This window comes from Streptomyces sp. NPDC014006 (genome assembly GCF_043088925.1).
Taxonomy (GTDB): Bacteria; Actinomycetota; Actinomycetes; order Streptomycetales; family Streptomycetaceae; genus Streptomyces.
The window spans coordinates 21243-41589 of record NZ_JBICAJ010000010.1; the positions used below are offsets into that span (position 1 = coordinate 21243).

Consider the following 20347-nt stretch of genomic DNA (forward strand, 5'->3'; position numbering starts at 1 on the left):
CGCACCGCTTGGAAGGCCGGCCGCTGCCGGCCGCTCAGTACCGGCTGTTCATGGCCGCGCGTACCTCGGCGAGCGTGGCGTCGGCCACGGCCCGGGCGCGCTCGTTGCCCTCGCGCAGGATCTCGCGGACATGGGCGCGGTCCCGGGCGTAGGCGGCTCGCCGCGCCCTGATCGGGGCCAGGTACTCGTTGACCGCCTCGGTCACCGTCTTCTTCAGCGCGGCGGCACCCGCCGAGCCGATGTCGTCGGCGACCTCCTCGGGGGTGCGCTGCTGGCAGAGGGCCGCCAGCAGCAGGAGGGAGGACACCTCGGGGCGCATGACCGGGTCGTAGGCGATGTGGCGCTCGGAGTCGGTCTTGGCGCCCTTGATCAGGCGGGCGGTCTCGTCGGCGTCGGCGGCCAGGGCGATGGCGTTGCGGCGGCTCTTGCTCATCTTGGTGCCGTCCGTGCCGAGCAGCAGCGGCGCGCTCGACAGCAGCGCCTCCGGCTGCGGGAGGACGGCGGCGCCGTCGCCGTAGCGGTCGTTGAAGCGGCGGGCGATCGTGCGGGTGATCTCCAGGTGGGGGAGCTGGTCCTGGCCGACCGGTACCAGGTTGGCCTTGCAGAAGAGGATGTCGGCCGCCTGGTGGACGGGATAGGTGAACATCAGGCCGCTGACCGCGGACTGGCGCGAGTGCGCGATCTCGTCCTTGACGGTGGGGTTGCGGCCCAGTTCCGCGACGGAGACGAGGCTGAGAAAGGGCAGCATCAGCTGGTTGAGGGCGGGCACCGCGCTGTGCGTGAAGATCGTGCTGCGGGCCGGGTCGACGCCGATGGCGAGATGGTCCAGGACCAGGTCCTCGACGTGCCCGGCCAGGTTGTCCGCCACATCACGGTCGGTCAGCACCTGGTAGTCCGCGACCAGTACGAACAGCTCCACGCCGAGGTCCTGGAGCCGGACCCGGTTGTGCAGCGTGCCGAAGTAGTGCCCCAGATGCAGCCGTCCGGTGGGGCGGTCGCCGGTCAGGACCCGGAACTGCCCGGGTTCCTTGCGGATCAGCTCCTCCAGCACCGCGCTGCGGGCCCGGGCGGCGGACACCCCGAGAGCGTCGGGGGAGGGAGCGGTGGTGGTGGGAAGGATGGTGTCCATGAGGTCTCCTGGTGATTGCTGGACGCCGTCCGACGACACCAGCCCTGTTCCAGGGGACACGAAAAGGGCCGTTCGTCCGAACGGCCCTTGTCGTGCGTGTGAGGCGGCCGCTCCTAGGGGGAGCGCCACCAGCTCAGACACGCGAAACGATGCATGCGCACAGCATACCGTCGGCCGCGCCGGTCCGAGGGGACTTCGACACGACCGGCGTCCCCTCCGACGCGGTGCGGGGAGGGGACGGCTGGTGCGGCCGGTGAATCCCACGGCCGGCGGGGGCTACGGCTTGCGGGCGAGCCCACCGTGCTCGGCGACGATCTCCGGGGTGCTGCCCGGCTCCGGACGCCACTGCGTGACCGGCACCACGCCGGGCTCGACCAGCTCGAGACCGTCGAAGTACGCGGCGATCTCGTCGACCGTACGCAGGTTGTACGGCACGGCGCCGCTGCTGTTGTACGCGTCCTGGGCCGCCTCGAAGACGGGGTCGATGCCGAGCGAACCGTCGTTGACGGCGAGGTAGCTGCCCGACGGCAGGGCTGCCATCAGCCGCGTGACGATGGCGCGCGCCTGCTCGTGGTCACCGACGTGGCCCAGGATGTTGCTGAGGATGAGCGCGGTGGGCCGACTGAGGTCCAGCGTCTTCTCGGCGGCCGCGAGGATGCGCTCCGGGTCCGTCACATCGGCGTCGATGTAGGAGGTCGCGCCCTCGGGGGAGGAGTACAGCAGGGCACGGGCGTGGGCCAGGACCAGCGGGTCGTTGTCGACGTAGACGATCCGCGCCTCGGGGGCGAGCCGCTGGGCCACCTCATGGGTGTTCTCGGCGGTCGGCAGACCCGTGCCGACGTCCAGGAACTGCCGGATACCCGCCTCGCGGACCAGATACGTGATGGTGCGGCGCAGGAACGCTCGGCTGCTGCGGGCGATGATGACGATGCCGGGGAAGACGGCGGTGTAGGCGTCGCCGGCCTCCTCGTCGACGGGGTAGTTGTCCTTGCCGCCGAGCCAGTAGTTCCAGATGCGGGCGGAGTGCGGCACCGACGTGTCGATCTTCTGGTGCGTCGTCGCGGGGTCGGTCATGGGTCCTAACCGTCTTTCAGCCGAGGCGTGGATCATTCACCGCACAACCTACGTCCGAACCTCCCCCTCTCACCCGCCAGTTCGACTTTCCCGTGATGGCGGATCGCCCGGCGGACGCGACCCGGCCCGGAGCACCGATTCCGGGCCCGCTGCTCAGCCGGGACGGCCGGGTCGACACGGTCGTCGGGGTGCGCGTCGGGGACGGCCTCATCGCCGGCCTGTACGCCGTGCGCAACCCCGCCAAGCTGTCGCGCGTCGACCGCGAGACCGTGGTGATCCGCTGAGGAAAAGAGCTGAGAAAAAGACGGGGGAAAAGACGAAGGCAAGGAGGAGAAAACCACTCCTTGCCACTCTCAAGGTATAGCGCACAGGGGGGCTTGCGGCAAGGCCCCCCTCGTGCCGCAGAATCGCCCGGCGAAGCCACAACCAGCGGAAACGGGGATTTTTGATGATCGATGTGCTCATTGCCGGCGGTGGCCCGACCGGCCTGATGCTCGCCGCCGAGCTGCGGCTGCACGATGTGCGGGTGGTCGTGCTGGAGAAGCTGCCCGAGCCGACCGAGGAGTCCCGCGGGCGTGGCCTGCATGTGCGCAGCGTCGAGATGATGGACCAGCGCGGCCTGCTCGACCGGTTCCTCGCGGTCGGTGAGAAGTTCCAGGTCGGCGGCTTCTTCGGGGGTATCCACAAGCCGTGGCCGCAGGGCATGGACACGGCCCACCCGTACGGCCTCTCCACCCTGCAGCCGGTCACCGAGCGGCTGCTGCGCGAGCGGGCGCTCGAACTCGGCGCCGAGCTGAGGCTCGGCTGCGAAGTGGTCGGGGTGAGCCAGGACGCGGACGGGGTGACCGCCGAACTGGCCGGCGGTACGCGGCTGCGCTCGCGCTATCTGGTCGGCTGCGACGGTGGTCGCAGTACCGTGCGCAGGCAGCTCGGCGTCGCGTTCCCCGGCGAACCCGCCAAGGTCGAGACGCTGCTGGGCGACATGGAGATGACGGCGGACCCGGACACGGTCGCCGCCGTCGTCGCCGAAGTCCGCAAGACGCAGCTGCGGTTCGGCGTCATCCCCAACGGCGACGGGGTGTTCCGCGTCGGCATGCCCGCGGCGAAGGTGTCCGTGGACGACGCGGGCCCGCCGACTCTGGAGGAGTTCAAGGCGCAGCTGCGGGCCGTCGCGGGCACCGACTTCGGCGTGCATTCGCCGCGCTGGCTCTCCCGGTTCGGCGACGCCACCCGGCAGGCCGAGCGCTACCGGGTCGGCCGGGTGCTGCTGGCCGGCGACGCCGCTCACATCCACCCGCCGACCGGCGGGCAGGGGCTGAACCTGGGCATCCAGGACGCGTTCAACCTCGGCTGGAAGCTGGCAGCCGAGGTGCACGGCTGGGCGCCGCGGGGACTGCTGGACAGCTACCACGCCGAACGGCATCCGGTCGGCGCGGCCGTGGTGGCCAACACCCGTGCCCAGATGACGCTGCTGGGGACCGACGCGGGGGCCGTGGCGCTGCGCGAGCTGCTGTCGAAGCTCATGGACTTCAACGAGGTGAACCGGTACATGACCGAGACGGCCTTCGCGGTCGGCGTGCGCTACGACCTCGGCGAGGGCCACGAGCTGCTCGGCCGGCGGCTGCGGGACGTGCAGTTGAAGGGAGGCCGCCTGTACGAGCTGATGCACCGCGGCCGGGGGCTGCTGCTCGACGGTACCGGCACGCTGTCGGTGGCCGGCTGGGAGGACCGCGTCGACCACGTCGTCGACGTCAGCGAGGAGCTGGACGTGTCCGCCGTGCTGTTGAGGCCGGACGGCCACGTCGCGTGGGCCGGCGAGGACCAGCAGGCCCTTCTCGGCCCGCTGCGGACGTGGTTCGGCGACCCTACCGACTGATCAATCGGTCGGTTACAGGCTATTCGCCGGAGCGTCGGGCCGGCGGACCTACCAGACCGGACCGGCCTGCCGTTTCCGTCCGCACGCGGGACATCCCTGCAACGGCGCCCCGTCCGGGCGCCGTTGCCCATGAGAGGGGTCCCCCATGGGGGACCGACTCCTACGGGCTCCTGCGCCCTTCCGGCAGGGGCACGGACGCCGACCAGGTGATCCGCGAGATGTCCGGCCGGCGCGCGGCTGCACGCGCCGGCCGGACGCACCCGACTGCTGCGGCCCCGGCCCGTCGACTTCACGGCCGTGCGCTGGTGACCGGGCCCGAGCCCGTGAGGACGACGAGCTGCCCCGTGGCCCGGGTCATGGCCACATAGCGGTCGACCGCCCCTGTGACGCCCGTGCCGAACTCCTCCGGGTCGACGAGGACGACCAGGTCGAACTCCAGCCCCTTCGCCAGCTCCGGCGTCAGCGACCGCACACGCGGCCGCTCACGGAACGAAGGGGCCCCGATCACGCAGGCGATCCCCTCGGCATGGGCGGCGAGCCAGCCCTTCAGGACCGACTCCAGCTCCGACGTCGAGCCGTGCACGACGGGCAGGCCGTTGCTGCGCACCGACACCGGCACGTTGGCGTCCGGCAGCGCGGCCCGGATGACCGGCTCCGCCTCCGCCATGATCTCCCGCGGCGTGCGGTAGTTGATGGTCAGGGAGGCCAGGGTGACCCGGTCCAGCCCGACCCGCTCCAGCCGCTCCCGCCACGACTCGGTGAAGCCGTGCCGGGCCTGGGCGCGGTCCCCGACGATGGTGAAGCTGCGCGAAGGGCACCGCAGGAGCAGCATCTGCCACTCCGCGTCGGTCAGTTCCTGCGCCTCGTCCACGACGACGTGCGCGAACGGGCCGGCCAGCAGATCCGGGTCGGCGGTCGCCAGTTCCGACTCGTCGACCAGGCTGACCCGGGCGTCCTCGCCCCCGAGCATCCGCACCAGTCCCTCGCCGTCGTCACCGTCGGCGCCCGAGTCGGCCACGGCCGCGATCAGGTTGTCCACGACCCGCGCCATGCGCTCGCGCTGGGCGGCGAGCACGGCCACGCGCCGCTGTGCGCGCCGGGCCGCCTCAGGGTCGCCCAGGCGCTGGCGTGCCGCGTCCAGCAGCGGCAGATCCGACACCGTCCAGGCCTGCGGGTCGGCGCGCTGCAGCGTGCGCACCTCGTCGCGGCTGAGCCAGGGCGCGCACATGCGCAGATAGGCGGGCACCGACCACAGGTCCGCGACCAGGTCGGCGGCCTCCAGCAGCGGCCACGCGCGATGGAAGGCCGTCAGCAGCTCCCGGTGCTTGCGCAGCCATGTGCGCAGCTCGTCGGGGGAGGCGTCGCCCTCGTGCTTGTCCACCAGGATGCTGAGCAGTTCCTCCCGGACCTGCTCGCGGGCCTCGTTGTGCGGTGTGCCCGGTTCCGCCGCGTCGAACGCGGCCGCCCAGTCACCGGCCGTGAGCCGGATGTCGGACCAGGGCGTGGTGACCGTCATGCCCTCGGTCGGCGGCTCCTCGTAGAACCGGACGGCCTTCTCGATCGCGCCGACCATTTCCGCGGACGACTTCAGCCGGGCCACCTCGGGATCGGCCTCGACACCCGCCGTCGCTCCCTCGGTGACCAGGTCCCGCAGGATGCAGGTCTGCACCCCCTCCTCGCCGAGACTGGGCAGGACGTCGGAGACGTACGACAGATAGGGCCGGTGCGGGCCGACGAACAGCACACCGCCGCGGCGGTGACCGAGACGAGGATCGGAGTGGAGCAGGTAGGCGGAGCGGTGCAGGGCGACGACGGTCTTGCCGGTGCCCGGCCCGCCGTCGACGACGAGGGCGCCACGGGATCCGGCGCGGATGATGGCGTCCTGGTCGGCCTGGAGGGTGGCGAGCACGTCCCGCATCCGCGACGACCGGGCGCCGCCCAGAGCGACGATGAACGCCGACTGATCGTCCAGCGCCGCGTGCCCTTCCAGCCCGTCGGCGGTGAACACCTCGTCCCAGTAGTCGCTGATCCGGCCACCGGTCCAGCGGTAGCGGCGCCGGGCGGCCAGCCCCATCGGGTCGGCGTGGGTGGCCCCGAAGAACGGCTTGGCCGCCGGGGAGCGCCAGTCGAGCAGCAGCCGGTGGCCGGTGCTGTCGGTCAGCCCGAGCCGTCCGACGTACACCGGCTCGCCGCCGTCCGCGCCGACCATGCGGCCCAGGCACAGGTCCAGGCCGAAGCGGTGCAGGGTGCGCAGGCGGGTGGTCAGCCGGTGGATCTCGGTGTCCCGGTCCATCGCCGACCGGCCCATGCCTCCGGGCGCCCTGCGCATGGCGGCGAGTCGGTCGGACAGTTCGGCGATCGACTGCTCGAGGCAGGCGGCGACGGCCGCGAAGTGCCGCTCGTCGTCGGCGATCAGTTCCGGGTCGGCCTTCGCGGACAGCCGCTCGGGCAGGTCGAAGGCACTGCTGGTCAGGGGGGTCAAGTCAGCTCCGTTCACATGCTGGCGCGCGGGGTGTGCCGGTCGGCCCGCGCCGGTCGCTGCCCGGCCGCGGCAGGGTGCGCCGCCGGGCCGGGGGGCACCGGGCGTCGGTGGTTGCTCGTGTGGTGGGCGGGGCCCGGGCGGCTGGTGCCTTCGCCTGGGCGTGGCGGGCCGCCGGGTGGGTGCACCGGGCGTTGGTGGTTGCTCGTGGGGCGGACGGTGCCCCGGCTGTCTCAGCCGATCGCGTCGAGCAGGAGCTTCGCCGCCCCCACCGTACCGTCGTCGGTGCGGACCACTGCGGCCACCTCGCTCGCCTTGGCGCGGGTCGTGGGGGCAGGGGCCGTGTCCGGTGCGGCCGACGTGGTCGCTACGGCCGGCGCCGGACCGTCGTGCACCGTGCCGACGCGCTCGTCGTCGATCGATGTCAGGTCGGCCCGGCCGCCGACGACGAGCACGCGGCGCCCCTGCGCCCGGATCGCCTCCCCCGCCACCCGGGCGACGTCCGCCGACGCGTGCATCGGCGTGCTGCCGAAGCCCCCGTGGACCGGCGGCTCACCGGCCTCCAGGAACGCCGCCGGCCCGGCCGTCCACGGCGTGGTCGCGTACGTGCCCCGCCGGGGGCAGGCCGATCACCGTCCGGTGGGTGTTCGGCGCCTCGCCGAAGAGCGCGTCGATGCCGTCGGACGCCGCCGGACGCATGCCGGTCGCCACCACAACGTCACCTCCCCCGGCCGCCGAGATCACCGACTCCGTCCGAGCGGCGATCACTTGGGCCGCGCGCCGGGGCAGGGGTGAGGCGGGCGCCGCCGCCCTCGTCGGGGCGCGTGCCGACGGGGCGAGGGGCACCAGCGGCACACCGACACCGCCCGGCCGCTGTGCGAAGGCCTCGTCAGGCGGCGCGCAGACCGGCACCTGAGCATCGTGTTCCCTCAGCCGGACCGCGAGCCTCGCCGGCGGTTCCACGTCCCGTCGGGACCCATACGTAGACAACACCACACGCACTGCGCGACTCCCCCTGTTTCGACCGCTCCTGGCTTCGGCCGTCGATTCTGCGCCAGGAGGGGGGCCTTGCGGCAAGCCCCCCGATGCGCTATAGGTTGAGAGTGGAAAGGAGCTGACGGCGTCCTTTCCTTTTTTGTGCGCCCAGCGCGCAACGCTCGTTCCGGAGCGCGCAGCCCCCTTTCCTGTACGCGTGACTCCCCTGTTTGCGCCTTCACGCCCCTTCCGGACCACGGAACTCCGCTTTTCCCCCGGCAAGTCGTGAATCGCGCACACCGTCCATCATTTATGCTCGATCGTTGAATCAGCCTGTTGGGGGCCTGACCAGGGCGGACATCGACCGCAATCCGGTCGGACCCACAATGCTTTTCATATGATCTGCATGGGGGGGAATCCCGTGAAGGGGTCGTACACGCCACTGGTATCCGTCGTATTACCGGTCTACAACGCGCTGCCCTATCTGGAGCAGACACTCGCCTCGATCGCCCAGCAATCGATTGGCATGGACGCGCTAGAAATCATCGCCGTCGACGACGGCAGCACGGACGGCAGCGGCGAGCGGCTCGACGCCTGGTCGACGGACCGGCCCTGGCGGATGAAGGTGATCCACCAAGAGGCGTCGGGCGGCCCGAGCCGGCCGCGCAATGTCGGACTCGACCACGCCAGTGGCACCTATGTGTTCTTCCTCGACGGCGACGACTGCCTCGGCCCCGAGGCGCTGGAGCGGCTGGTCGCCATGGCGGAGAAGAACCACTCCGACGTGGTCCTCGCCAAACTCGTCGGCGTCGGACGGCGCGTGCCGCGGCAGGTGTTCGCCAAGAACGTCGACAAGGCCGACCTGTCGAAGGGCGGCGTCTACTACACCCTGATGCCGTTCAAGCTGTTCCGGCGCAGCATGCTCGAGGCGCACGGCATCCGCTTCCCGGAGCACATGCGCATCAGCGAGGATCAGCACTTCGTCGCCCGCGCCTATCTGCACAGCAAGGTCATCTCGATCGTCGGCGACTACGACTGCTACTACGTCGTCAAGCGGGGCGACGAGGGGAACATCACCGCGAAGGGCCTGGAGCTGAGCGCCGTCCTGCAACAGGCCGACGAGATGGTCCGGTTGGTCACTGACATGACCGAACCGGGGCCGCTGCGCAACCATCTGATCACACGTCACGTACGGGTGGAGATGGTGCGCCGCTTCGACCGCCGATTCCTCGACGCCGACGCCGCGACCCGCAGGGAACTGGTCGAGCTGGCCCGCCCGTACGCCCGCAAGTGGATCACGCCCGCGGTGCTGGCCGAGTTCGTCCTCCACGAGCGGCTCGTCAGCCACTGCCTGCGCGAGGGGCTGGCGGACGAACTCGCCGCGGTCGTCGAGTGGGAGCTCGCCGACCGCCCCGGCAAGGCGCTCACGAGGAACGGCAGGCTGTACGCCGCGCCGCCGTACCCCACCGCGGATTCCCCCGTGTACGAGGACCTCTGCGAGATCACCTCCGACATGCTCAGGGTCAGCCCGCGCCGCCGGCTCGACCACCTCCTCTGGCAGGGCAGCGTTCTCGAACTGGGCGGCTACGGCTACCTCGACCAGGTGGACACCGACGACCTGGTCACCGAACTGGTCCTGCGCCACGCCCGCAGCGGCAAGGAGATCGCCGTCCGGTGCGAGCAGGTGCCCTCCCCGCACCTGACCGTCGCCCGCGGCAAGGAGACGTACGACTACGGGCGGGCCTGCTTCCGGGCCCGTATCGACCTGGCGAGCGTCGACGACGGACGTGCCCTGCCCTGCGGCGACTGGCATCTGTCGCTGCGCTGCGCCGCGCACGGCATGAGCGCGCGCGGCGCTCTCGGCGGAGCGCTCGGCAACGGCGTCGGCCCCCGCGGCCCGCACGCCCTGTCTCTGCCCGGGAACGGCAAACGCGTCCACACCGCCCGGATCCGGCCCGACGACGGGCAGCTCGTCCTGCAACTGCGGCCCGCCCCGTCGGCCGTCACGGCCTACGCCTTCAGCGTCACCGGCAAGGCCGCCCGCGCACTGCGCGCCCGCCTCACCTAGCGGCCCCGTCGTCTGCCGTTCCTCCGCTCGGTCACCGGCGCGAAGGAGAGGAACGCGCCCCCGTCCGTGGTGAGCATGTCGAGCACCGGCCGGTGCCCGGCGCCCGCCTGCGTCCGCAACGGCCCGTCGCACCGGGTCGTAACGGGAGGAACGCGGCTACCGGTCGGGGCTGACGAGTCGATCCAGGGCAGTCACGGGCGACGGTCCGACCGGTCCACCGATACCGCGGCAACTGCTGTCGTTCCGCGCGCACTTGCTAGGGTTGCCACGGCGCGGGACACATGCGCCCACGGGATGCGGGAGGTTGACGAATATGGCCGTCACCGGCTGTCTTCGGCATGCCCTCATCCGGCCCGCGTGCTGACACGCCCGGAGCCGGTCGTCCCCACGACCAGGAGTCACCCGTGTCTTCCTCAACCTCCCTGCCGCTGACCACCGACCGTCTCGCCCTGCGGCCCTGGACCCCGCCCGAGGTCACCGCGGTCCTCACCGGCACCCGCCCGGCGCACTGGGCGGAGGACTTCCCCGCCGAAGGCGACCACGTCATCGCCGGCCTCCTCGAGCAGAACCCGGCCTGGCTCGGCGCGCACGGCCACCGGCTGATCGTCGAACGCGACAGCGGCCAGGTGGTGGGCTCCATCGGCCTGTTCTGGCCGCCCACGGACGCAACCGTCGAGATCGGCTACGGCGTCGTGGCCTCCCGCCGGGGCCGGGGCTACGCCACCGAGGCGACCCGGGCCCTGGCCGCCTTCGCTCTCGCGGCACCCGAGGTGCACACCGTGGCGGCGGGCGCGGAGATCGCCAACCCCGCCTCCCTGCGCGTCCTGGAGAAGGCCGGCTTCCGCCGGCACGCCACCGAGGACGGCATCGCCCGTTTCCTGCTCACCGCCCCTGACCACCAGCAGCAGTGACCCCGGGGCCGGCGGACGCACCGCTGGCCCCACTCTGTGGCGACTTCGGGGAGGCGGCGTGCCGGACCGCCGGGACATCGGGAAGACTGGGCGCACGCAGCGTAGGAGGAGAACAGCCGCCGATGACCGAACCCCGCCCGGCCTCCGCGTCCCGTCAGCCGACGATCGCCGATGTGGCACGCGCCGCCGGTGTGTCGCGTACGACCGTCTCGCACGCGCTCAACGGGCTGGGCAAGGTCGACCCGCGCACCCGTGAACGCGTCAAGCGAGTCGCCGGGGAACTGGGTTACCGCCCCAACCTGCGGGCCCAGCGGCTGCGGCGCGGCGAGGCCAGGGCGATCGCCCTGCTGTCGTCGATGCCGCTGGCCGTGGCCGGGGGACCGTCCCGGCTGGGCTTCTACATGGAGGTCGCGGCCGCCGCCGCCGAACACGCGCTGGCGCACGGATTCGCGCTGGTGCTGCTGCCGCCGGGGGAGTCCGGCGCGGGACTGCGCACCGTCGACGTCGACGGCGCCATCGTGGTGGAGCCGCGGGAGGACGATCCGGTCGTCGCCGAGCTGCGCGAACGCGGCCTGCCATGGGTGGCGCTCGGCCGGCCGGTGCCGGACGCCGCGCAGGCGCCGTACGTCGACCTCAACGGCGAGGCGGTCACCGAACTGCTGCTGGACCACCTGGCGCGTGCGGGCGCCCGCCGGCCCGCGCTGCTCACCGCGCCGGGCACCCGCTCCTCGGCCGTGGACGCGCGGGCGGCCTACGCCCGGGCCGCCGAACGGCACGGCTGGCCGCCGGTGACGGCCGTCGCTGAGGAGTCCGGCGGGGAACAGGCGGGATACGAGGCGTGCGCCGCCCTGCTGCGCGAACACCCCGGCATCGACGCGCTGTGCGTCATGGTCGACGCGTTCGCGGTGGGCGCGGTGCGCGCCCTGCACGACAGCGGCCGCGCGGTGCCGGACGACGTCCTGGTCGTCACGCGCTACGACGGGGTGCGGGCGCGGACCTGCATGCCCCCGCTGACCGCGGTGGACCTGCACCTGGAACAGGCCGCCGCGCAGGCGCTCGACCTCCTGCTGCGGCGGCTGCGCGGCGGCGCGGACGACTCGGGCGCGGACCCGTACCCGTCAGTGCCGGCCCCGCGCCTGGTGCCCCGCGCGTCCTCCGTGCGGGCGCCGGAGGGGACCCCCTGACGCCGGGCGCCGTGGCCCACCCGCAAGGGGCGCGGGGACTGCGCGACCGGCCTCCCACCGGCCCGCACCCGAAAGACCGGCACACGCGGGCAGCGAAGGCGCAGGGGGTTCAGATCCCCAGCATCAGCACCAGGCCCGAAACCAGCGCGAACACCAGCACCCCCAGCCGCAGGCGCCGCGCGTCGAGCCGGTGGTGCACCAGCCGGCTCAGAGCCGCCCCGGCGGCCAGCGCCGGCAGCATCCACAGCGCCGTACCCACGTGGTCCAGGTGGGCGCGTCCCGTGCAGAACAGCAGGACCAGGGAGGCGGCCTCGCCGAGCAGGAAGCACACGGCGACCGTGGCGCGCAGCTCCGGCGGCGGCCGGTGCTGGTAGACCAGCGCGAGCGGCGGGCCGCCCACGCCGGTGGCCGTCTCGGTGATCCCGGTGACCAGACCGGCGCCCACGTACGCGGCACGGCCCGGGGCGAACGCCGGCGCGGCGAGGCTCACCAGCGCGGCGAGCACGGTCGCGACGCCCACCAGGAGTCCGAGATCGTGCTCGGGGACGGCGGCGAGCAGCACCAGCCCCGCGGGGGTGGCCGCGAGGCGGGCGCCGGTGATCCATCCGGCGCCGCGCAAATCGATGCTGGAGCGTTCCCGCCAGGCCACGTACAGGTTCAGGGGGATCATCGACGCGAGCAGGAAGACGGGCAGGAGCGCCGGGTCCGCGAGCCCGGCCACCGGCGCGACGATGAGGGCGTAACCGAGGCCGCTGGAACCCTGCACGAAGGCGGCGACGGCCACGGTCACGGCGAGCAGGGCGAGGGTGTCGCCGCTCATGCGCTCACCTCCCGCGCGATCTCGGCGCCGATCATCGGGCGGCCTCCGTGGAGGGCCGGTGCACCCGGACGATGGGGGCCCGCCGCACGACCTCGGCGGCGAGTTCCCGGGCCCGCGCCACGAGGGCCCGGCCGTCCCAGGTCAGGGGCGAGCCGTGCCACAGCCGCAGGCGCCCGGCCGTGAACACCGCCGTGATCTGGTCGCGGTTGCCGCGGCGCAGCAGCTCCCAGGGCAGATCGTGCGAGGCGGCCAGTTCGGGGACGGTGAGGTCGACGAGCAGGAAGTCGGCCGCCGCGCCCGTGGCCACCACCCCCGTACTCACGCCCGCGACACCGGCCTTGGACCCCAGGCCGACCGCGTCGGCGCCCAGCCGGGTGCCGTGCTCCAGCCAGGTCCAGCCGCCGCCGCACGAGGAGTCGCCGGTGGCCATCCCGTGGGTGAGGCGCTGGGCGGTCTCGGCGGCGTCGAGCAGCCGGAAGGCGTCGCCCCGCGTGCCGTCGGTGCCGAGGCCGAAGCGGATGCCCTCCTCGGCCATGAGCAGCGCGGGCGCCACGGCGTTGCCCTTCCAGGCGCTGGCCACCGGGTTGTAGCTGACGGCGGTGCCGGTGTCACGCAGCAGGGCGAGTTCACGGGGCGTCAGCAGGGTGGCGTGGGCGGCGAGCAGGTGCGGCCCGAGGACCCCGAGCCGGTGCAGATGCTCCAGCGGGCGCAGGCCGTGCCGTACGAGAGAGCGCTCGACGGAGGCCAGGTGTTCGTTGACGTGGATCTGGAGGACCGCGCCCGCCTCGGCGGCGAGTCGGGCCAGACCTGCGAGGGTTGCCTCCGTGGCCGCCTCCGGGATGGAGACGGCGAGGGAGGGGTGCACCAGTGGGTCGCCCGCGTAGCGGGAGAGGTGCTTGCCGGCGCGGGCGATCGCGTCGTCCGCGGCGCTGACGTCGACGTCGTTGCAGATCGCGCCCAGGACGCAGCGCAGGCCCGCGTCGCGTGCGGCGCTCGCCACGGCCTCCACGTCGATCGGCGCGCGTGTTCCGGCGTCGGCGACGGTCGTGAAGCCGCCGCGCAGCGCTTCCCACGCGGCGAGTTTCGCCGCCACGTACGCCGACTCCTCGTCGAGCGCGTTCTCCAGCGGCACCCACACCCGCCGGAAGATCTCCGAGGGTTCACCGAAGGCCAGCGCGGCGCCGAAGCTCTGGGTGAGGTGGTGGTGGGCGTCGACGAAGCCGGGCAGCAGGGCGCGGCCGGGCAGCCGCACGGGGCTGAGTGCGGGATGGTCGCGCAGCACGCGGGCGGTCGGTCCCACGTCGGTGAAGGCGGTGCCGGTCACCACGACGGCATGGTCCTCGGCGGGCCCGTCGGGCAGCAGCACGGTGTCGGGGACCAGCAGCAGCGGTGCGTCGTCGCGCAGCAGAGGCCCGGGGTCGGGGCTGGGCAGGGGGTGCATGGTGTCCTTGTCGTTGAGGTTGTGGGGGGCTCAGGGGCGGTGCTGGTCCGGGGGAGCGTCACCTGCCGGGGCTGCCGCGGGGACGGGCCCGGCGGGGGCCGGCATCAGGGAACGCGAGACCCACGGCGTCCGGTGGAAGAGCGCGTGCAGCAGGGCCGCGGTGAACGCCCCCACGGCGACGCCGCTCTCCAGGAGGATGCGCGGGGTGGGCGGGAGCTGGGCGTAGACGCCGGGCACGAGGATCGGGAGCAGTCCGGCGGCCAGGGCCACGGCGACGATGAAGGTGTCGGTGTGGTCGTCCAGGCCGCTGCGGCCGAGGAGTTGGATGCCGAGCACCGTGATGACGCCGAAGACGACCAGCGCGGTGCCGCCCACCACGGGCGCCGGGATGGCGTTGACGAGCCGGGCCACGGGTGCGAGGAACCCGATGACGATCAGAACGAGTCCGGCGGCCACCGTGACGAAGCGGCTGCGTACACCGGTGAGTTTGACGATGCCGATGTTCTCGCCGCTGGTCACCATCAGAGGCAGGCCGAAGAAGCCGCCCGCCAGCGAGACGAGCGCGTCACCGCGGATGGTCCGGGGCGCGTCCCGGCGGGCGTCGGATTCCAGGCCGACGGCCTCGCTGTTGACCACGGTCTGCCCCGTCGCCTCGGCCATCGAGGCCAGGCTGTAGACCAGCAGGGGGAGCGCGGCGACGAGGTTGAACTGCGGGGTGCCGAACGGCATCAGCTCCGGCGCGTGCAGCAGTCCGCCGCCGCCCGCCACATGCACGCGGCCGAGCAGAGCGGCGAGCACGGTGCCGGCCAGCAGGCCGAGCATGACGGAGAGTTGGCGCAGGGTGCCGCGCAGCAGCCCGTACGCGACGACGGTGAAGCCGACGGTGGCCAGACCCAGCAGCAGGGCGCGCGGTTCGCCGAAGCCGCTGGTTCCGGGGCGGCCGGTGACCAGCAGGGCGCCGACCTTCACCAGGTTCACGCCGACGATGGTGATCATCGTGCCGATGACCAGGGTGGGGAAGAACCTCAGCAGCCGTGAGAACACCGGCAGGACGACGAAGTAGAAGGCGGCCGTGATGATCACCGCCCCGGTCGCCGTCCGCACTCCGTGCTGGTCGGCGATGGAGAGGAACAGCACGAGCGGCGCGCCGCCGGGCAGCATGACGAACGGCAGCCGTGCCCCGATGCCCCACGGTCCCAGGGACTGCAGCAGGGAGCCGAGGCCGGAGAGCACGAAGGCGGCGGCCAGGAGGTTGGCGGTCAGGGCGGGCGTGAGGTGCAGCGTCGTGCTGACCAGGAAGACGCTGGAGATCGGGGTGGCGGCCATCACCAGCACGTGCTGGATGCCGAACAGCAGCATCCGGTGCACGGGACGGCAGGCGTCGACGGGGTGGCGGCGCCGGTCGTCGGCGTGCGTGCTGGTGTCGGGGTCCGGGGCGGGGAGTGGAGCGGTGCGTAGCGACACGGGGGACTCCGTTTCGGGGTCGACTCGCTCGGTGGTTCGGCCTTCACGATGGGCCCGGACGGCGGCCAAATCGATTTGGCCAAATCGATTTGGCCGCCAGTATGGAAGGGGCGGCCGGGGGAGTCAAGAGGGTGCGGCGGTCCGGTGGGGGTGCGCGGTCAGGCGGGCGCGCGTTCCGCTCCTGGCCTGCCGCAGCCTTCAGGAACGCCGCCGCTGCGGCATGTGGACGACCGCGAGGGAGGCCGCCGCGGCGGCGAAGCCGAGGACCCCGCCGGCCGCCACGTCGCCGGGGTAGTGCACGCCGGTGTGGACCCGGGCGTAACCGACGGCGACCGCCAAGGCCCCGAGCGGCACCGCCGCGGCGGGCAGCACGACGCCCACGGCGGTGGCGAACGCGGTCGCCGACGCCGTGTGACCCGACGGGAAGGACGCCGACTTCGGCATGGGGACGTGCCGGTCCAGGATCACCCGGGCCTCTTCGCGGTCGGGCCGCCGCCGGCGGACCATCCGCTTGCCGCACAGGTTCGCCGCCGCCGACGCCAGCGCGACCGCGCCCACCCCGGCCAGCGCCGCCCGACGGGAGCGGCCCGGACCGAGCGCGAGGAGCCCTGCGACAGTGAGCGAGATCTTCGAGTGGTCGGCCGCGTACGACAGCCGCCGCAGCGCGCGGTCCAGAGTGGGCGTGGGAGTGGCGGCCACCGCCGCGTACAGCGCCCCGTCGACCGCGCGCAGGTCGCCGAGCACGGCGGCGTCGGCCCGCGCCACGGTCCGGCGGACCGCTGCGGCGGGCGGGACGTGGATACGGTCGGCCACGGTCGTCTCCTCACTCCGGTGCGCGGCGCTCTGCCCGGCCCGCGCACCGCTCGCATCGTCGCCCGGCGTGGGCGCTGCCGTGCCCAGCCTGCGCACCGCCGCGGCGCAGAGCGCCCCGGCCGGTCCGTACGGGTGAGTCACGCACCGCACCCCCGCCGCGCCCGCGGCAGGGGAACCCCCTGGTGACCCGTCACGGCCGTACGTCCTCCCGGGCCGGCGTGTGGTCCGCCGCCCGGCCGGCCGGGCGGCGGCCCTCCCGGTCCACGGCGAGGGCGACCAGGCCCGCGGTCAGCGACAGCACACCACCGACGACGAACCCGGCGCGGGCACCCCAGCGCTCGCTCAGCCAGCCGACGCCCAGCGCGCCGAGCGGTGTCGAGCCCTGCATCACCAGCGTGTACAGCGCCAGCACCCGGCCGCGGTAGCGCGGGTCGCTGCCCAGCTGGATGCGGTGATTGGCGGCCTGCGCGAAGTAGATCGTGGCGAGGCCGGTGAGGAAGAGCAGGACGACGGCGGCGGAGGGCGCGGGCGCCCAGCCGACCGCCGCCTCCAGCAGCCCGAACCCGATCGCGGCGCCCGTGACGAGCCGCGCGGACGGCCGGCCGCTGCGCCCACTGGTGGCGAGGGCACCGAGCAGGGACCCGGCCGCGAAGACCGTGGTCAGCAGGGCGAAGGAGGAGGCGCCGGTGTGGAACACCGTCTTCGCCAGCAGCGGCAGGGTGAGCTGGAAGTTCAGCCCGACCAAGCCGATCACGGCGACGAGCGCCATGGGGACGGCCAGGTCGGGCCTGCCCAGCGTGTAGCGCAGCCCGTCGACCACCCGGGCGCGGCCTTCCTCGCGGGGCGCCCGCAGCAGTTCGGCGGGCCGCATCAACCGCAGCCCGGCCACGGCCGCCAGATAGCTGAGGGCATTGGCCAGCATCACCCAGCCGGTGCCGAACGCGGTGAGGAGCAGCCCGGCGAGCGCCGGCCCGAGCACCCGGGCCACGTTGAAGTACGCGGCGCTCATCGCCGAGGCGTTCGGCACAGCGCTCGGGGCGACGAGCTCGCTGATGAACGCGAGGCGGGCCGGCACCTCCACGGCGTTCACCAGGCCGACGCCGAGCGCGAACAGGTGGATGTGCCACAGGGCCACCGCGTCCGCGAACACCATCAGCGACAGCACCAGCGCGAGCACCGCCGACACGAGATTGGCCACGGTCAGCAGCGTCCGCTTGTCGCGGCTGTCGGCCAGCCGGCCGCCGTACAGCGTGAACAGCATGGGCGTGAACTGCAGCGCCGTCACCGTCCCCAGGGCGACGGCGGAGTCACCGGTCAGACCGAGCACGAGCCAGTCCTGCGCGACGACCATCATCCAGGTGCCGGCCACGGACACGATCTGCCCGGCCGCGAAGAGACGGAAGTTGCGGGTGCGCAGGGCGCGGAAGCGGTAAGCCAGGGCAGCGATCACGCCCGTCATCGTGCGGGAGGGCTCATGAGCGCGGCTCGAGGTACACGCTGCGCCACCACGCCGGGCGCTCACCCGGACCCGTACGGCCGAAGCGATGATTCGCCGGCTGCCAGCCGGTCATCCCTTCGTCTGAAGGAAGCGAAGGGAGATCCGTCATGCCGGAACACAGGGCCGCCCGGCCGCCCGTCACCGAACTCGACGCCCGCTACAGCTCCGCGCTCAACCCCCGCCCGGGCGCCGCGGACGTCACCGCCACCGAGTGGGCCGAAGCCGAGCAGCGTCTGGAGGCCGCCGAGATCTTCTGGCTGTCCACGGTGCGCCCGGACGGCCGGCTGCACGTCACCCCCGTGATCGCCGCCTGGCACGACGGAGTGCTGTACTTCGCCACCGGTCCGGCGGAGCAGAAGGCGCGCAACCTCGCCCATCACGCGCACTGCGCGCTCACCACCGGCGGCAACTCCCTCACCTCGGGCCTCGACCTCGTCGTCGAGGGCAGGGCGGAGCGGGTCGCCGGTCAGGCGCTGCTGGAGGAGGTGATCGCGGCGTACGAGGAGAAGTACGGCGCGCACATCACCTCGGCCGAGGGCACCTTCCACGGCCTGGGCGACGCCCTGCGCAAGGGCGACGCCACGGCGTTCGCGGTCGCCCCGGCGACGGCTTACGGCTTCGGGCGCGACGGCGGGGTGTACTCCCACACACGGTGGTCGTTCTGAACGCAGGCGACGCCGAGCAGCAGGTTCCGGTACGGGGAGCTGGGGAGTTGCGGCGCCAGCGCGAGTAGTTCGCGCAGGTCGGCCGGCGAACCGTTGAGCCGTGCGCGGTAGGCGGCGCCGGCGGCCCGCAGGGTGGGCTCGGTCGGCTCGCACATCAGCCCTTGGTCCGCCAGCCGCACCGCGGCGGCGAAATCACCCTGCTCGGCCCGCAGGTCCGCGAGGTCGAGGTGCAGCGACCAGTTGCCGGGGTCCAGGGCGAGTGCCCGCTCGAACGCCGCCGCGGCCCGGTGGCGATCACCCAGCTTGCTCCAGGTGCCCGCGCGCACGGCCTCCGTCGGCATGCTCGGCTCGACGGAGTTCGCGCGGTCGCAGAGGGCGAAGGACGCGTCCGTGAGACCGCAGGCCCGCAGCAGTATCGCCATCTTGGCCAGCGGTCCGGGTGGCGGGGTGGGCCGGCGGGAGGCGACGGCGTCGACGGCGAGGAACCAGGGCCGGAACCGCTCCCGCATGGTGTCGCCGTCCAGGTCGTGGCCGTGGTCCATCGTCCGCATCGCGGCCTCGGCCAGGGCCTCGGCGCTCACCGCGCCGAGAAAGCGCTCGTCACCGAACCACGGGCCGCCGGCCCAGGCGATGTCCGGTCGCACCCCCGTGACCGATCCGATGGCCAGCGCCGCGGTGTCCATGTCGCCGTCGAGGAAGTTGAGGTAGGACTGCGCCAGTACGTTCCTCAGGGAACCGCCGTCCTCGACGGCTGCGGCCAGCTCCGCCCGGCAGTGGGTTTCCCTGGCCGGGGCACCGGCGGGAATGCCCGGGCGGCCACCACGGTTACAGCTCTCGTGGCTGACATGCACTGACCAAGATCGCGGTGGTGTCGGTCCGGGAAAGGAGACCCCCATGGCACGCAGCACCGTGCGTCCCGTCGTCCGGCTGAAGTCGACGGCCGGGACCGGTGTCACCTACGTGACGCGCAAGAACCGGCAGAACGACCCCGACCGGCTGGTCCTGCGCAAGTACGACCCGGTGGCCGGGCAGCACGTCCTGTTCCGCGAAGAGCGCTAGCACCAGCGCGCGGCAGGCGCCGACGGGCCGGGGTCTCACACGAGGCCCGGGCCCGTCGACGTTTCTTACGATCCCTACAGGGGCTCGAGGCGACCGAGGCGACATCCTGCATCACCGGCAAGACACTGCTGCCGTGCCCGATCTAGGACGGAAACCGTCCTAGATCCTGCGTACCGTCCTTCCATCGGCGTCATCGACGAGAGGAAGCCCATGTCCCAGCAGAGCAGCCCCGCACCGGACGGCTACACCACCGTCGCGCCCTGGGTCGTCACCGAGGACACGGGGGCGTTTCTCGACTTTGTCGCGGAGGTGTTCGGCGGCGTGGAACTGGCCCGGGTGCGCACCGGGGACGGGTTGGTCGGGCACGGCGAGATCCGGGTCGGCGACACCGTCGTCCTCGCCTTCGACCGGCACGCGGACTGGCCGGTCCTGCCGAGCCTGTTGCGCGTGTTCGTCGCCGACGCGGACGAGGTGTTCGCGCGGGCGGTCGCGGCCGGCGCCCACGTGGTCACACCTGTGTCGGACGACGCGTTCGGCCGGCGTGGCGGACGCGTCAAGGACCCCTTCGGCAACGTGTGGTGGGTCGTCGCCCGCATGGAGGACGTACCCGAGGACGAGATGTGGAAGCGGCTGCAAGAGCCCCGGTACGCCGAGTCCATGCGGGTGGCGCAGGAGACCCTCGACGCCGAGCTGAGCGGGCGGCCGCAGGGGCGCAGCAGCGCGCCGGTACGGACGACCGGCTGACCGCCGGGGCCGCGGGCGGTCCCGGCTCCCGCCCGGGTCGGGCCGCGGCCCGTTCCACCGCCGCGACCACGGCCTCCACGGCCGTGTCGTGCAGCGCCTTCGGAGCGACGGCGCCCAACTGCTCTGGCGTACAAGGGGGTTCAGGCG

The 20347-nt window shown here is 73.1% G+C and carries 19 protein-coding genes; 8 read left to right on the forward strand and 11 right to left on the reverse strand.

The genetic code is table 11. The features are described from left to right. Positions 1 to 34: 34 nt before the first annotated feature. Complete coding sequence (gene trpS / locus ACF1GV_RS29780; protein WP_391686533.1) at positions 35 to 1129, reverse strand: tryptophan--tRNA ligase; 1095 nt, start codon at positions 1127 to 1129, stop codon at positions 35 to 37. 276 nt (positions 1130 to 1405) lie between these two features. After that, positions 1406 to 2203 (reverse strand): SAM-dependent methyltransferase, encoded by a 798-nt coding sequence (locus ACF1GV_RS29785; protein WP_391686536.1) that lies wholly within the window; start codon positions 2201 to 2203, stop codon positions 1406 to 1408. Between the two features lie 95 nt (positions 2204 to 2298). Between ACF1GV_RS29785 and ACF1GV_RS29790 the strand changes: the two genes are divergently transcribed. Both ACF1GV_RS29790 and rox read left to right on the forward strand, forming a co-directional pair. Next, on the forward strand, positions 2299 to 2487 hold the full coding sequence (locus tag ACF1GV_RS29790) for a hypothetical protein (RefSeq protein WP_391686539.1): 189 nt from the start codon (positions 2299 to 2301) through the stop codon (positions 2485 to 2487). A gap of 164 nt (positions 2488 to 2651) precedes the next feature. Further along, entirely contained in the window at positions 2652 to 4079 is a 1428-nt protein-coding gene (gene rox, locus ACF1GV_RS29795) for a rifampin monooxygenase (RefSeq protein WP_391686542.1), read from the forward strand. A gap of 289 nt (positions 4080 to 4368) precedes the next feature. Here rox and helR read toward each other — a convergent pair whose 3' ends face one another. The 3 genes from helR to ACF1GV_RS29810 all read right to left on the reverse strand — a co-directional run bounded on the left by helR (position 4369) and on the right by ACF1GV_RS29810 (position 7470). Continuing rightward, the gene (gene helR, locus ACF1GV_RS29800) at positions 4369 to 6561 is read right to left on the reverse strand and encodes an RNA polymerase recycling motor ATPase HelR (protein ID WP_391686545.1); all 2193 of its coding nucleotides are present in this window, start codon (positions 6559 to 6561) and stop codon (positions 4369 to 4371) included. Positions 6562 to 6791: 230 nt separating this feature from the next. Beyond that, positions 6792 to 7076, reverse strand: a complete 285-nt coding sequence (locus tag ACF1GV_RS29805; protein WP_391686549.1) for a hypothetical protein — start codon at positions 7074 to 7076, stop codon at positions 6792 to 6794. Positions 7077 to 7110: 34 nt separating this feature from the next. Next, entirely contained in the window at positions 7111 to 7470 is a 360-nt protein-coding gene (locus ACF1GV_RS29810) for a hypothetical protein (RefSeq protein ID WP_391686552.1), read from the reverse strand. Between the two features lie 469 nt (positions 7471 to 7939). Here ACF1GV_RS29810 and ACF1GV_RS29815 point away from each other — a divergent pair, with 469 nt between their 5' ends. The 3 genes from ACF1GV_RS29815 (at position 7940) to ACF1GV_RS29825 (ending at position 11696) form a co-directional block, all read left to right on the forward strand. After that, complete coding sequence (locus ACF1GV_RS29815) at positions 7940 to 9601, forward strand: glycosyltransferase family 2 protein (protein ID WP_391686555.1); 1662 nt, start codon at positions 7940 to 7942, stop codon at positions 9599 to 9601. A 404-nt stretch (positions 9602 to 10005) separates the two neighbouring features. Continuing rightward, the gene (locus ACF1GV_RS29820) at positions 10006 to 10512 is read left to right on the forward strand and encodes a GNAT family N-acetyltransferase (RefSeq protein WP_391686558.1); all 507 of its coding nucleotides are present in this window, start codon (positions 10006 to 10008) and stop codon (positions 10510 to 10512) included. Between the two features lie 122 nt (positions 10513 to 10634). After that, entirely contained in the window at positions 10635 to 11696 is a 1062-nt protein-coding gene (locus ACF1GV_RS29825; RefSeq protein ID WP_391686561.1) for a LacI family DNA-binding transcriptional regulator, read from the forward strand. Positions 11697 to 11805: 109 nt separating this feature from the next. Here the strand turns inward: ACF1GV_RS29825 and ACF1GV_RS29830 are convergent, their stop codons facing one another. The 5 genes from ACF1GV_RS29830 to ACF1GV_RS29850 form a co-directional block, all read right to left on the reverse strand. Further along, complete coding sequence (locus tag ACF1GV_RS29830; RefSeq protein ID WP_391686564.1) at positions 11806 to 12516, reverse strand: TSUP family transporter; 711 nt, start codon at positions 12514 to 12516, stop codon at positions 11806 to 11808. Positions 12517 to 12547: 31 nt separating this feature from the next. Beyond that, positions 12548 to 13957, reverse strand: coding sequence for an amidohydrolase family protein (locus tag ACF1GV_RS29835; protein ID WP_391686567.1), 1410 nt, complete (start codon positions 13955 to 13957; stop codon positions 12548 to 12550). 30 nt (positions 13958 to 13987) lie between these two features. Then, the gene (locus ACF1GV_RS29840) at positions 13988 to 15316 is read right to left on the reverse strand and encodes a uracil-xanthine permease family protein (RefSeq protein WP_391687274.1); all 1329 of its coding nucleotides are present in this window, start codon (positions 15314 to 15316) and stop codon (positions 13988 to 13990) included. A 303-nt stretch (positions 15317 to 15619) separates the two neighbouring features. Continuing rightward, the gene (locus ACF1GV_RS29845) at positions 15620 to 16222 is read right to left on the reverse strand and encodes a phosphatase PAP2 family protein (RefSeq protein ID WP_391687277.1); all 603 of its coding nucleotides are present in this window, start codon (positions 16220 to 16222) and stop codon (positions 15620 to 15622) included. 202 nt (positions 16223 to 16424) lie between these two features. Continuing rightward, on the reverse strand, positions 16425 to 17684 hold the full coding sequence (locus ACF1GV_RS29850; protein ID WP_391686570.1) for an MFS transporter: 1260 nt from the start codon (positions 17682 to 17684) through the stop codon (positions 16425 to 16427). Between the two features lie 155 nt (positions 17685 to 17839). On the opposite strand from ACF1GV_RS29850, the gene ACF1GV_RS29855 reads away from it, so the two are divergent. Continuing rightward, the gene (locus ACF1GV_RS29855; RefSeq protein WP_391686573.1) at positions 17840 to 18397 is read left to right on the forward strand and encodes a pyridoxamine 5'-phosphate oxidase family protein; all 558 of its coding nucleotides are present in this window, start codon (positions 17840 to 17842) and stop codon (positions 18395 to 18397) included. Here the strand turns inward: ACF1GV_RS29855 and ACF1GV_RS29860 are convergent. Next, on the reverse strand, positions 18343 to 19248 hold the full coding sequence (locus ACF1GV_RS29860) for a tetratricopeptide repeat protein (protein WP_391686576.1): 906 nt from the start codon (positions 19246 to 19248) through the stop codon (positions 18343 to 18345). The genes ACF1GV_RS29855 and ACF1GV_RS29860 overlap by 55 nt on opposite strands. A 43-nt stretch (positions 19249 to 19291) precedes the next feature. On the opposite strand from ACF1GV_RS29860, the gene rpmG reads away from it, so the two are divergent. Continuing rightward, a complete protein-coding gene (gene rpmG / locus ACF1GV_RS29865) occupies positions 19292 to 19456 on the forward strand; it encodes a 50S ribosomal protein L33 (RefSeq protein WP_366841512.1) in 165 nt (54 codons plus the stop codon). A 210-nt stretch (positions 19457 to 19666) separates the two neighbouring features. Continuing rightward, positions 19667 to 20200 carry a VOC family protein gene (locus ACF1GV_RS29870; protein ID WP_391686579.1) on the forward strand — a complete coding sequence of 178 codons (534 nt, stop codon included), beginning with the start codon at positions 19667 to 19669 and terminating at the stop codon, positions 20198 to 20200. Positions 20201 to 20347: the final 147 nt, after the last annotated feature.